Annotated in this window: 12 protein-coding genes; 5 read left to right on the top strand and 7 right to left on the bottom strand. The window is 48.3% G+C overall.

Annotated features, from left to right (window positions below; translation table 11 throughout):
- The first annotated feature begins 151 nt into the window (after positions 1-151).
- On the top strand, positions 152-1,609 hold the full coding sequence (locus NST99_RS24310; protein ID WP_341095011.1) for a hypothetical protein: 1,458 nt from the start codon (positions 152-154) through the stop codon (positions 1,607-1,609).
- 64 nt (positions 1,610-1,673) lie between these two features.
- Here the strand turns inward: NST99_RS24310 and NST99_RS24305 are convergent, their stop codons facing one another.
- The 5 genes from NST99_RS24305 to NST99_RS24280 all read right to left on the bottom strand — a co-directional run bounded on the left by NST99_RS24305 (position 1,674) and on the right by NST99_RS24280 (position 6,147).
- Positions 1,674-2,390 (bottom strand): ABC transporter permease, encoded by a 717-nt coding sequence (locus tag NST99_RS24305; RefSeq protein WP_341095009.1) that lies wholly within the window; start codon positions 2,388-2,390, stop codon positions 1,674-1,676.
- A 17-nt stretch (positions 2,391-2,407) separates the two neighbouring features.
- Complete coding sequence (locus NST99_RS24300; protein ID WP_341095006.1) at positions 2,408-3,106, bottom strand: ABC transporter ATP-binding protein; 699 nt, start codon at positions 3,104-3,106, stop codon at positions 2,408-2,410.
- An 86-nt stretch (positions 3,107-3,192) separates the two neighbouring features.
- Positions 3,193-3,732: a PadR family transcriptional regulator gene (locus tag NST99_RS24295; protein ID WP_340897144.1), complete on the bottom strand. Its 540-nt coding sequence runs from the start codon at positions 3,730-3,732 to the stop codon at positions 3,193-3,195.
- A gap of 256 nt (positions 3,733-3,988) precedes the next feature.
- Positions 3,989-5,317 (bottom strand): sugar phosphate nucleotidyltransferase, encoded by a 1,329-nt coding sequence (locus tag NST99_RS24285; RefSeq protein WP_341095004.1) that lies wholly within the window; start codon positions 5,315-5,317, stop codon positions 3,989-3,991.
- Positions 5,318-5,331: 14 nt separating this feature from the next.
- Positions 5,332-6,147: a DUF6492 family protein gene (locus NST99_RS24280; protein WP_341095002.1), complete on the bottom strand. Its 816-nt coding sequence runs from the start codon at positions 6,145-6,147 to the stop codon at positions 5,332-5,334.
- A 208-nt stretch (positions 6,148-6,355) separates the two neighbouring features.
- Here NST99_RS24280 and NST99_RS24275 point away from each other — a divergent pair, with 208 nt between their 5' ends.
- Complete coding sequence (locus NST99_RS24275; RefSeq protein ID WP_341095000.1) at positions 6,356-7,111, top strand: YheC/YheD family protein; 756 nt, start codon at positions 6,356-6,358, stop codon at positions 7,109-7,111.
- 65 nt (positions 7,112-7,176) lie between these two features.
- Here the strand turns inward: NST99_RS24275 and NST99_RS24270 are convergent, their stop codons facing one another.
- On the bottom strand, positions 7,177-7,962 hold the full coding sequence (locus tag NST99_RS24270; protein ID WP_341094999.1) for a helix-turn-helix transcriptional regulator: 786 nt from the start codon (positions 7,960-7,962) through the stop codon (positions 7,177-7,179).
- Between the two features lie 139 nt (positions 7,963-8,101).
- Here NST99_RS24270 and NST99_RS24265 point away from each other — a divergent pair, with 139 nt between their 5' ends.
- The 3 genes from NST99_RS24265 (at position 8,102) to NST99_RS24255 (ending at position 11,231) form a co-directional block, all read left to right on the top strand.
- Positions 8,102-8,875 carry a sugar phosphate isomerase/epimerase family protein gene (locus NST99_RS24265; RefSeq protein ID WP_341094997.1) on the top strand — a complete coding sequence of 258 codons (774 nt, stop codon included), beginning with the start codon at positions 8,102-8,104 and terminating at the stop codon, positions 8,873-8,875.
- A 29-nt stretch (positions 8,876-8,904) separates the two neighbouring features.
- Positions 8,905-9,924: a Gfo/Idh/MocA family protein gene (locus tag NST99_RS24260; RefSeq protein WP_341094995.1), complete on the top strand. Its 1,020-nt coding sequence runs from the start codon at positions 8,905-8,907 to the stop codon at positions 9,922-9,924.
- A gap of 227 nt (positions 9,925-10,151) precedes the next feature.
- Complete coding sequence (locus NST99_RS24255) at positions 10,152-11,231, top strand: LCP family protein (protein WP_341094994.1); 1,080 nt, start codon at positions 10,152-10,154, stop codon at positions 11,229-11,231.
- 180 nt (positions 11,232-11,411) lie between these two features.
- Here the strand turns inward: NST99_RS24255 and NST99_RS24250 are convergent, their stop codons facing one another.
- On the bottom strand, positions 11,412-12,122 hold the full coding sequence (locus tag NST99_RS24250) for a GntR family transcriptional regulator (protein WP_341094993.1): 711 nt from the start codon (positions 12,120-12,122) through the stop codon (positions 11,412-11,414).
- Between the last annotated feature and the right edge of the window lie 94 nt (positions 12,123-12,216).

The raw sequence follows: 12,216 nt of genomic DNA, 5'->3' as shown, positions 1-12,216 counted from the left end.
AAAAAGACCTGCAGAAGGGATGGATGACCTCCCTCTGCGGGTCTTTAATTTTAGGAGGAGCTTGACCTTGCAGTATACTTCAACCTTTATACTGGAATCAGTGATGAAGAAAAGTATTAAGTTGAGCTACAGCAAAAAGGAGCTATGTACTATGAATAGCAACATCCTTCCTGACAAAGATAAGCTATGGTATTGGCAAGAAGAGCTGAATAGAGGGGGCCCGCGATTTACTGGAAATAAGGCACATAGAAAGCTGATTGATTTTTTCGAACAGGAATTAACGGACATGGGACTGAAAGTCAACCGGGACAAGCATTTATTCACAAAATGGGAAGCGAAGCAATGGAATCTGTTTGTGCAGGTGGAACAAGGCGGCATAGAGGAATATCCCGTTGCGTCCTACTATCCCTATTCAGGAACAACCACAGAGGATGGCGTTGTGGGTGAACTGATCTATTGTGGTTCAGGACCCGGAAATTTCAAACAGGCGGCTGGAAAAATCGCGATTGTGGAAGTAACCGTTTCTAAACTTCCCTCTTCGGTAGCACTTAGAAAAAGAACCTCGTTTCCTAAAAGCGCAAAGCTTCCTTTCGGACTAAGAAATTCTGTTGTTAGTTCGTTAATGAAAGGTCCGGATTTAGTAGAGGCACAACAAGCTGGAGTGTTAGGCTTGGTATGTGTCTGGAAAAAGATATCCGCAGAAAACGTTAGGGGGCAATACCTTCCATTCACAACTGCACTTAAAGCTTGTCCGGCTCTATGGGTAGACGGGAACACGGGAGATCAATTGAAGCAGCTAGCCCTCCGGCATGCTAAAGCACGTTTAGTACTGCATGCTGAAATCAAGGAAAATGCAGATAGCGATACGCTTTATGCCATTCTTCCGGGAACGAATAGAAGCGAAAATATCCTGATCAATACCCATACAGACGGACCGAATGCCTGTGAGGAAAACGGAGGGGTTGGCCTGCTGGCGATGGCAGAGTATTTCTCAAAGCTTCCATTGGAACAGCGTCAAAGGGATTTAGTGTTTGTGTTCGTTACAGGCCACTTTCAAATTCCGCAATTCGGTATACAGGGTCAAGCCACTACACGCTGGCTGCATGATCATCCTGAACTTTGGGACGGAGAAGGAGGCCATCAGAAGGCGGTGGCAGGTCTTACACTGGAGCACTTGGGATGCAGGGAATGGAAAGATAATCAGGAGAATAGCCGATACAGCGACACCGGAAATCTTGAAACTGAACTTGTGTATACAGCAAATGAGATGATGAATACAATTTATTTGGATTCGCTTAAGGGAAGAACGAAAGTGAGAAGTATAACGTTGAAACCGATAAACAATATACATTTCGGCGAAGGGCAACCGTTATTTGACGCCGGGATACCGAATATCTCACTTGTTCCAGCGCCTGACTATTTATGTGCAACAGGACCCAACGGATATTTAGACAAGCTGGACATTGATTTTATGGATGAGCAGATAGGGTCATTTATTAAAATGACAACCGTAATTGACCGTACCCCAGTAGAAGTATTAGGTCAACCAGAACCTTATGCCAAAGGTCTTCTGGGTTTCTTGGTAAAAGACGCAAACGAAAAGCAATAAAACAGCGGCATTTTGGGCGTGTTTTTCGTGTCCAGGACTGCCGCTGTTTCAATCTGCGGGATACTTATATATCAGCATATCTGAATGTTCTTAATGCCAATAAAAAGGTGGCAACCCCCATCAATGCCAACAGGCCCACACTTATAAAGTAACCGGACCACTCCATGGCCAGAGAATTGCGCAATCCGTTGATAAACCATTGAAAAGGGTTAATCCGGTTAAGCGTCTGAACCCACCCTGGGGCACCATCTAAGGAATAGAATGCGCTGCTGCAAAGCAATAGCGGAATGGTAATCATATTCGTCAGGATACTCACATTGTTCTCCGTCCGGCTCAGGCTGGCAGCAAAAAAGCTAAGAAAAACATAGCTAATCGTGGCGATGATTATTACCGGAATCAATGCAACAATCGAACGTACTGCAATATTAAGCTCAAAAACAAAAATACCTGATATCAATACGAGGATTGCACACACAAGAGAAGTCAGTGTCCATGCCCCTGAAATACTGCATATATATTTCCAGAGAGACATAGGGGTTACACGCAGCAGGTTGTATACACCTCTTCGGCGCTGTGTCAGGACCGCGAAGGATGTGGTCATAAATGAATAGAACAAAATGCTGACGGCCATCATGCCGGTTAGTATGCGTTCAGGGTAATCCGGAGATTTTATAAACATTCCTAAGCCAATGGTTCCGCCTATCGGTAACACAATCGACCAAAATAATAAAAATGGATCACGGGTTGCAGATTTAAGCGTAAGTCTGAATATTGTATTCATTGTATTTGCCTCCTAATCTAAGCATGATCGGTCAACTGAAGATATAGATCTTCCAGTTTTTCAGCATGATATTGCTGCAACAAGTCTTCCGGTTGTCCCTCAGCAACAATTTGTCCGTTATCCATCAAAATCAAGCGGTCAGCGATACGGGATACTTCCTCCATATCATGAGAGGAGAACAGCACAGTCACTTTGTTCCCGGCAAGCCGCTCAATCATTCTTCTAATCTCTTGACGTGCCCGGGGATCAAGCCCTGCCGCTGGTTCATCAAGAACAATTAAATCGGGATTGTGTATCGCAGTGACTGCAATGGCAAGCCGCTTTTGCTGTCCGCCGGACAAACGGGCGGCTGGTGTTTTTCCTGCATCTGCTAAGTTGCATTCCTCCAGCTTGTTTCGTATTTGTGCCTTGCTTAGCTTCACATGATAAAGTGCCGCAAAAAGTGCAAGATTCTCTTCAGCTGTGTATCCTTCAAAAAATGGAGTCGATTGGAGCTGCACACCTATATGCGCACGGTAATCGTCCCTCCAGCGTGTGATTTCGCCGGAATCCGGCTGCAAAATCCCCAACAGCATCGCCAAGGTGGTTGATTTTCCGGCTCCGTTTGTGCCAATCAGAGCAAGAACTTCTCCTTGCCTGATTTCCAGGTCAATTCCCTTTACTACCTCACGGTTATGGAATTGCTTATGGATACCTTTGGCTTCAATGAGGTTCATCCTTTCCACTCTCCTTTACTTCACATTGTTTATTCATCGTTGAGTATAGGGGCATTTTTTTCTCCCTCAGTTATGAGGGAGAGTGTTTATTCCTGTGTATCCAAAAGCGCCAGCGCCTTTTCAACAAAATCCTGCTGCTGCCGGATAATAGCGAACATATTATCCATGATCAACATGACCATTGGAGGGATGTTATGCTGCATGGCTGCATCTTTGGCTTCAAAACCTTGCTTCACAGCGTCGTATTCATCCTGTAGAGTGCTGCGCTGCTGTTCTAATGCTCTTCGGCATTCCTCCGGCGGCAGTTTTTCATAAAAGGATAAACCGGAATACATCTTCGAAGGGTATAGCACAGAAGAAGCTTTTAGCGCATCGCTGATCAGCTCCTGCAGATACTGTTTTCCGGATTCAGTAATGGTGTAAATCGCCTTTTGGCGATGCCCGGTCTGTTCAATGCTTGTGACCGCAACATAACCCTCCAGCTCCATTTTTTTCAGTGCATGATAAATAGAACCGATCAGCACCCCACCCCAGCGTTCCGCATCTGTCATCTGCAGCCCCTGCTGCACATCATAACCAGACATAGGCTGAACATTCAGCATTCCAAGTACAAGTAATCGTGTCAACCGCTTTCCACCTCCATTACTCAACGTTGAATATTGTATAATGACTATTGGACTCTGTCAAGCTGATATGTAATCCGGTTATACAAGCATGGCGGGTATTATGTGAAAATGGCCGTCGCCTGGGCAGTTTCAATGTGCTATATCAAACTGCCCGAGGCAACGATAGCATACTTTGAAAAGAATTCATTGGATGATTTCATCGAAACGGATGATCTCCTCAAAATGCGTCAGCGCTTTCTAACCCTTTCATCCCTGATTACGAGTCGTAGATTCTATCGTCATCATCATTCTCTTCTTCGAGAGTCCGTATCTCAATCAGTTTCATGGCGGTGAAAGCCCTGATTCCATGCCGATCTCCCCGAACCATTGTAAATATCTCACCTGTGCGGGCCGCAGCAACCGATCCGTTCAGAACGACTTCTCCATGACCGGACACTATCATCCAGCTCTTGCTGGAATGAAGACAGGGCATTTCAGGCAGGGCATGATCCGGCAGCAGGGACAATTTAATTGTAAGCACAAGCCCCGAACCGCTGGTTGCCTCGTCCAGCACGGTAAAGCTCCCCCATTCAGTTTCCCCATACCTCGGTGCAGCGGAAACGTCTTGGAGGATTTCTTTAATGGCATTTGCTTCTGCTTTGCCGGCAATCAGAATGCCCTCGGGACTTCCTACGGCAACTATGCCGGGTACGCCGATCACATGCAGCGGAATGTTCAATTCATTGACAATGTGGGTATGACCCGACTCTCCCCAAATTCCCCCTGCACCAATCACGGGATGATTCAGCTGGGCAGTCAGTGTTTCCCAGCTTCCCAGATCACGCCACTCGCCTTCATGCGGCAGCACGACGGCTTTGCTGCTGCGCTCAGCTACTTCCTTGTCAAAGCTGCGGACTGGAAATCCGGGGTACAAGTCTGTAAATGCGGCGAGGTCAATAGGCAGCCCCATTTGTTCCAGATGCGACAGCATAAAGCGCAGAGAAAAAGCAAAAACTCCACAGTTCCATAACGCATGTTCCCGTACCAGCTCCCGGGCTCTGGAGATGACCGGCTTTTCTTCAAAAGAAAGGACGGGCGAATAGGCTGAAATCGTCCCCTTTCCCGGGACAATGTAGCCGTACTGGTCCGAGGGATGGGTGGGCCTTGTCCCAAGCAGAACAAGGTCTGCCTGTGAGGCAGCCAATGTATCCGTGAACTGATGAAATAAACGGAAGAACGCGTCATCCGCAAACATATCTGCCGGAGCCACGCAGAGGGTATCTTCGGGTTTAGCTTTTCCGGTGGAGTGCAAGTAGAGTGCCCCAAGCGCGGCGGCAGTGAAAGTACCGCGCTTATAAGGCTCCCCAATTACCGGGTATCCGTTTCCGGTATACCGCCGGGTCAGAGCCTTTTGATCCTTATGCGTCACGAACAACGCCGATTCACCCAGTCCACATTGATTGAGCTGGCGGCATACCCGTCCAAGCATGGACTCTGTGCCTCCGCCCGGTGCAGGAAGCAGCTCTAGAAACATTTTGGAACGGATCCGTCCGGACAGCGGCCACAGCCGCTGTCCGGAACCGCCGCATAAAAGAATGGTATGCACGGCTGTCTGCCTCCTTAATGCTTGGGGGGAGTGGAATATCCTTTACGCTGATGGAAGGAAAGCGAACGGTACGTACGGGCATACTTCCGAATCTGCGCTTTTCCCAGAGAAGCGGCTGAGGTCTTCAGCGACTTATTGTTGGCATTTTTCAATATCACAGCGGCGCTGTTTCCGCTGTAGACATAATTGGCATAGGTTTCAAATTCGGAAAAGCCGAACTGTTTCTTCTTGTCGATACTTCGGATAATGGCGGCATGCCATGACATCCCGTGCCGGGCTTCGATTTTTCTTTTTAGTCCGGCCAGTTTTGCTTTCTCAAACAGCATGTAATGGGTGACAAAGGATTTGGGTGAAGGGGCGGCAGTTCCCAGCAGCTTCCGGTAGGTGCGGAAATATTCCGGCTGGCTCCAGTTGCGGCAATAAAAGATACTCTTTCCTCCGGTACGGAACCGGTGGGAACGAATCAGCACCGTATCGGCATCAATGACCAGAAAATGACTTTCCCGGCAGATATGATCACCGTTCATTTTAAGCAGCTGCTGATACAGCCAGCCGGAACGGTTCCAGCGGGAGGAGGAATAACGGATGTCTTTTTTAGTAAACGGCAGAACGGTGGTTTCATTGACAAAGATACAGTTTTTGCGTGAGCACAGATTTCTGATCTTGCTGCTGTCCGGTGAGACAATATAGATATTGCTGATGGGGTGGCTGACATAACGGCGAAGACTGTCGATCACATGAGGGAGGGTCGCCAGGTCCTTTTCAATCGCCGGAATAAGGACATCTATCGCGGGACCGCTAACACTTAAGCCTGCTGAGGTTGCTGACATAGGTTCATCTCCGTGCACAAATTGACATGAGCGTCTGCACTAATGTATGCCGAGAATTCACTTCATGACCGGGCATAGATCACCGTAAAGATAATCTAACCTATACGGGATAGATGCTTAATTCAGCGGGGGCCTCTTCTGCATAGGATGCAGTGACTATGTAAATCAGGGAGGGGATTCATCCCTTCTCAGACAGGAGAGTGCATGAGTGAAGGCAAAACATGCTAACTTACCGCAGAGCAAATGGCTCAAGACCAAATTGCTGCTGCGCAACGCTTCGATCAGGCCCTTTATTCCGGACACCCGGAAGTTCAGCAAACGTAATCTGGAGCAGATGATCCACAGCTATGGAATGATCTATGTCAAGCCGGAACGGGGAACCTATGGCAACGGGGTCATTCGCGCGGAGCGGGGGGAACGGCAGGGCTTTACTTACCAGTATGAAGAAACCGTCCGTCATTTCGACAGCTTTGCGGCCTTTCACAAAAGTCTGGCGAAGAAGACTGGCGGCAGGAGTTATTTGATTCAAAAAGGGATTCACCTGCTGAAGCATAACCGGCGGCGCTTTGATATCCGGGTGATGGTACAGTTAAGCCCCAAGGGCGTATGGGAAGCTACCGGGATTATCGGACGGCTCGGGCATCCGGGCAAAATAGTGACGAATTACCACAGCGGCGGCAAACCCATGGCGATTGAGAAATTGCTCTCGACCCATCTTTCGGAGCGCAGGCTTGCGCAGCTGACAGAGGAATTAAATAGACTGGGTACCCGCATGGCGGCTCATATGCAGAAAACCTACCCCCGGATTCGGCAAATTGGCGTAGATGTCGGTTTGGACCGGTCGCTGACGCCATGGATTATTGAAGTGAACATGAATCCCGATCCCTATATCTTTAATCAGCTTAAGGATAAATCCATGTATAAAAAAGTAATGAGATACCGGCGTTTTTATATGGGGAAATAAAGCTTTCGCATGAGGAGTATCGCTGTCGTTAGCAGAGGCTCAGTGACAACTGAGCCTCTTTGGTGTCATTTCAAGCGGTATTCTAACGGAGAGACGCCGAAGTGAGCCCGGAACACGCGGTGAAAATAAGAGTAGCTGGCGAAACCGCAAGTTTCGGCAATATGCTCCAGCGTCAATTCACTGTATTTGATCTGCTCTACAGCAGCTTTGAGCCGGATCTCAATCGCATATTGAATCATGGTTTTGCCGTAATGCTCCTTAAACAGCCTTACTGCCCGCGACAGGCTAAGACCGGCATAGCTGGCAGCTTCCTCAAGCTTAAAGGTGACCGTGGCATGCTCTTCAATAAACCGCTTGAGCTTCAGGGTTGCCGTACCCTTCCGGTCCGCCTGTACATTTTCGGTAATCGCTCTGTCAATATACAGGCAGAGGCTGCGCAGCAGCACATCCTTCAGCTCGGCATCCTCTTCAAGCGAACCGCGCCGTTTCTCCAGCAGAAGGTTGCGCCATAAGCCAATCAGCTTGTCATCCAGGCCAATCCGGTTAGCCACCGGACGGTTCCTCCGTTTCCACCAGGCGTCAATCCAGGGGCCTTCGCAGAACAGATAATAATCTCCGCTGGACAGGCGTCCCTTATGTTCCGGTTCCTTCACCGTCAGCTGGTAATCGTCGCCTGGCCGGAGCAGCAGCAGATCACCGCCGCTCAGAGTGTACTCTTGGCCGTGTGAGGTCACTTCACAGGAGCCTTCGGTTTGCAGCCGGAACAGGTAATTCTGTAATCCGCCCTTCAGATTGTGGTTAAACGGCTTATAGTGATATGAGTGATCGCAGATGAGCAGAGACGTGTCCATGAATATGACCCTCCCAACGAATTCAGAGCAAATAGTTCATGTTCTGTCGATATTGTATATGTTCATTTTAGTCTGTATTCCACTAGAATGATACCAGAGAGAACAATAAAATTTTAAGTAGACAGAGGTGTTTGTTATCATGAACAAGATCAATATCGGGTTACAGCTGTACACGCTCCGTGATCTAACCGCTTTGGATTTCGAAGGAACACTCCGGAAGGTGGCGGAGCTTGGTTATCAAGGCGTTGAATTTGCCGGGTATGGAGATATTCCCGCTGAACAAATGAAGTCGCTGCTTGATGAGCTGGGTCTCCAAGGATTCAGCAGTCATGTTTCGCTGGAAGCCATGCGTAAGGATCTGCAAAAAGAGATTGATTACCTCAAAGCTATCGGTGCAGCGTATATGATCTGTCCTTTTCTAATGCCCGAGGATCGTCCTCAAAGCAGTGAGGAGTGGAGCAAATTGTTCTCCGAGCTGCAGGAAATAGGAACTGAAGTCAGTAAGCAGGGATTGATTTTTGGTTATCACAACCATGATTTTGAATTTATAGGACAGGCCGGAGAACATAACGCATTTGATGGCATGTTTATGCAAACCACACCGGCTGCGGTTCAAGTGGAAATGGATGTGTGCTGGGTTCAATTCGCTGGACAGCATCCGATCGAGTATATCCACAAATATGCCGGACGTCTGCCGCTTCTCCATCTGAAGGATTTCAGCACAGACGAGCAGGGTCAGATGATAACGCTTGAATTGGGACAGGGTTCCGTTAATCTGCCTGCGGTTATTGAGGCCTCAGCGAAAGCGGGGGTGCAATGGCTGATCGTGGAGCAGGATGTCTGTCAGAACCCGCCGCTTGAAAGTATATCGAACAGCTATAACTGGCTTAAACAAAACTATTTAAACCAATAATAATCTATTGCTTAAAGGAGCTACTTAATATGAAAAAAATCAAAGTTGCTGTATTCGGCTGCGGCGCCATCGCCGGGCGCAGACATATCCCAGAGTATGCAGCGAGTGAACACGTAGAACTGGTTGCTTTTGCAGATCCTATCATGGAGCGCGCCGAGAAAATGGCCGAAACCTATGGCGGCAAAGGTTATGCCAGCTATGAGGAATTACTGGCTAATGAAGAAGTGGATGCGGTCAGCGTATGTACGCCGAACTATCTGCATGCTTCAATGGCTATTGCGGCGGCCAATGCCGGCAAACATGTTCTGGTGGAAAAACCCATGGCATGTTCCGCTGAAGAAGGTGAGCAGATGATCGAAGCTGCCCGTAAAAACGGAGTGTACCTGATGGTTGGACATAATCAGCGGCTGATGCCGCCTCATGTGAAGGCTAAAGAAATTCTCGACTCCGGCAAACTGGGCAGAGTGCTTACATTCCGCACGTCCTTTGGGCACCCGGGACCGGAGGGCTGGAGTGTAGACGGTGCAAACAGCTGGTTTTTCCGCAAAGAAGAAGCAATCATGGGTGCGATGGGCGACCTGGGCGTACACAAATCCGATTTTATCCGTTATTTGCTGAACGACGAAGTATCCGAAATAGCCAGTTTTATCGGCACTCTGCATAAAGAAGGCACGGAAGTCGATGATAACGCAGCCTGCATCCTGCGGATGAAGAGCGGCGCCATTGGAACACTGGTTGCCAGCTGGACACAATACAGAGGCGGAGACAACAGTACCGTATTATGGTGCGAGCATGGTGTGATGAAGATTGGGACTGTAGCGGGCGACGAAGTGATCGTGGAGCTTACGAATGGTACGGTCGAGACCTACAAAGTGGGTGCTATGGCGACCAATGAAAAACAGGTGCCGAGTGGTGTCATTGATGATTTCGTGAAGTCCATCGTAACGGATACACCTCCGGCGATCTCTGGGGAAGAAGGACTGAAATCTCTGAAAGTCATTTTGGCTGCATTCGAATCCCAGAACACGGGGCAAATGGTCAAGCTGTAATTATTTTCACACATAAGCAAATAGTTCAGGTTACAAATGATGGAAACCGCAGCCGGCTTGGCTGCGGTTTTTGTCTGGCCGCTAGGCTATTTAATCAGCAACTTGCCTGTAAAGAGTATTTTGTGAAAGGCCTCAAGCGGTCAGCTTATTCTCTGCCATTTTTTGAGCATTAACACCGGTCTATGCTATAATTCCTTATACTAATGCGAGTAAACAGGAGGAAGGGAATGCAAGAGCGAAGCAAGAGAAGGAAAGCGCAGCGCAGCAAATCACGTAACCGGAAAACGCTGCTTAGCGTGACCGTTGTGCTGGGTACGTGTCTGATCGCTGGAGCTGTTTATGCAGGAACTTTGTATTATAAGGCTGAACGGGCACTTGACCGGATTTCGGCATCGGGAACGACTCCGAGTGAAACGGCAAGTCCAACATCGCCTATGCCTGGAGCTTCGGCCGAGGCTGATGCTGCGGATGCCGTGGATGAGAATAAACCGCTCACGTTCTTGCTCGCCGGTGTGGACAACCGGAGCGGCAGCGGAGGGACGCTGAATACGGATGTGCTGATGCCGGTGGTCTATGAGCCTGTGAGCAAAAAGCTGTCCATCCTGTCCATCCCCCGTGACATGAAGATCACGAGCAGTGAGATCGGCGCGCATAAGGCTAATTATTATTACGCTTATTATTACTCCCATAACAAAGGTGAGGACTTAAGCAAGACCAAGGAGTTCTACAGCAGTATTCTGCAGATCGACATTGACCATATGATTCTGGTTAATTTTGAGGCGTTCAGCAGCATAGTGGATGAGCTTGGCGGACTGGATATCAATGTGCCGATGAATATGCGTTATGTAGATAATGCGGACGGAACAAACATTAATCTGACTAAAGGGATGCAGCATTTAAGCGGCAAGGAAGTGCTGGATTTCGTCCGTTACCGCAAATCGAACCGGGGAACGGCAGAATCCTCAGATATATCCCGCAACGAGCGGCAGCAGGAGGTCCTGAACCTGATTCTGGGTAAGCTGGATTCCGTGAACGGGATTGCTCAGCTGGGGGATATCATCGACATCCTGGGGGAGAATATCCGCACCGATATCGACAAAGTTCAGCTCCGTGACTGGATTCTGAATTATAAATCCATGAAGCCTTCATCCAGTGAGCTCATTACACTGGATTCGGTCTGGAAGAGCCCTTATGTCTATGCCAAAGAAGAGGATCTGCTGGTGAAGCTGCAGAAATTTCGCGAACCGCTGGGTCTGCCTGCGCTCGACAAGCAGCAGCTGCTTCATGATTTTGGAATTACGGATTAGGCAAGTCAACTTTACATAGAATTGTTCTATGTTTTTATTTCATACAGGAAACGAATGAAGGGTTGTCTCAATCGCAAAGGTTTTGCGAGAGAGGCAGCCCTTCTCTGTTACGCGGACTACTTTTTCAGATCCTCCGGAAATTCCCCTGAACATCCAGCGGATGGATATCATCCCGGCAAGTCAGACAATCAACTCAAATTTGTCCCCCAATATGAGCTGCTTGGAGCGATGGATTTTTTGTCCGTCCGGACTGGAGACTGTGCTTGTGATACTAAGCAGCGGATAACCTTCCTCAATATTCAAATAGGTAGCCACATCAAAGGAGGCGTACTCCATTACGATATATTTTCTTGAATGCCCGAAGGAGACTTTGTATTTGCTCTTCAAAATTTCATAAAGCGATTTATCGTTCAAATCTTCCTGCAGCAAAAAAGAATAGGAGGAGGGGAACCGCGAATACTCCACGGAGATTGGAACGTTGTCGGCATAACGGATGCGTTCAATGTTGATGACTTTGTCCCCCGGGTTCAGCCCCAGATGCTCTTGATCCGATAAGGTGGCTTCTTCAATTACGCACTTGATGACTTTCGCGCCGGGTGTTTTGTTCTGCAGCTTGCACGTATCGCTGAACCCGATCGTTTCGGCGACATTTTTTTGAATCTTGTCTTTAGTAATGAACGTGCCTTTACCCGGAATCCGCACCAGATAACCACCCGAGGTGAGTGAATCCAGAGCGGCCCGTACTGTGACACGGCTTACCTGATTCGTTTCGCTTAATTCCAGCTCTGTAGGGAGTTTGTCCCCCGGTTTCAGTGTGCCGTTTTGGATAGAATCCAATATATTCTCCTGCAGCTGTTTGTACAGTGGAGATGATTCGGAAGGGTCAAGCATTTGTTATACCTCCAGGTTCAAAAATCGATTATAAAACGGGCTCTGTGGCAAGGAATAGATGAGGTCTATCCATATTACGTCCGGATTATCGGAC

It is taken from the genome of Paenibacillus sp. FSL L8-0470 (genome assembly GCF_038008625.1).
Lineage (GTDB): Bacteria > Bacillota > Bacilli > Paenibacillales > Paenibacillaceae > Paenibacillus_AQ.
Note: the sequence above shows the minus strand (reverse complement) of the source record. Positions and strands in the feature narration are given on the sequence as shown.

What these genes read in the sequence shown, in the direction of transcription:
- NST99_RS24260 (WP_341094995.1), top strand. Translation starts at nt 8,905, where the DNA reads ATGAAAAAAATCAAAGTTGCTGTATTCGGCTGCGGCGCCATCGCCGGG.
- NST99_RS24280 (WP_341095002.1), bottom strand. Translation starts at nt 6,147, where the DNA reads ATGTCAGCAACCTCAGCAGGCTTAAGTGTTAGCGGTCCCGCGATAGAT.
- NST99_RS24310 (WP_341095011.1), top strand. Translation starts at nt 152, where the DNA reads ATGAATAGCAACATCCTTCCTGACAAAGATAAGCTATGGTATTGGCAA.
- NST99_RS24250 (WP_341094993.1), bottom strand. Translation starts at nt 12,122, where the DNA reads ATGCTTGACCCTTCCGAATCATCTCCACTGTACAAACAGCTGCAGGAG.
- NST99_RS24265 (WP_341094997.1), top strand. Translation starts at nt 8,102, where the DNA reads ATGAACAAGATCAATATCGGGTTACAGCTGTACACGCTCCGTGATCTA.
- NST99_RS24255 (WP_341094994.1), top strand. Translation starts at nt 10,152, where the DNA reads ATGCAAGAGCGAAGCAAGAGAAGGAAAGCGCAGCGCAGCAAATCACGT.
- NST99_RS24300 (WP_341095006.1), bottom strand. Translation starts at nt 3,106, where the DNA reads ATGAACCTCATTGAAGCCAAAGGTATCCATAAGCAATTCCATAACCGT.
- NST99_RS24305 (WP_341095009.1), bottom strand. Translation starts at nt 2,390, where the DNA reads ATGAATACAATATTCAGACTTACGCTTAAATCTGCAACCCGTGATCCA.
- NST99_RS24270 (WP_341094999.1), bottom strand. Translation starts at nt 7,962, where the DNA reads ATGGACACGTCTCTGCTCATCTGCGATCACTCATATCACTATAAGCCG.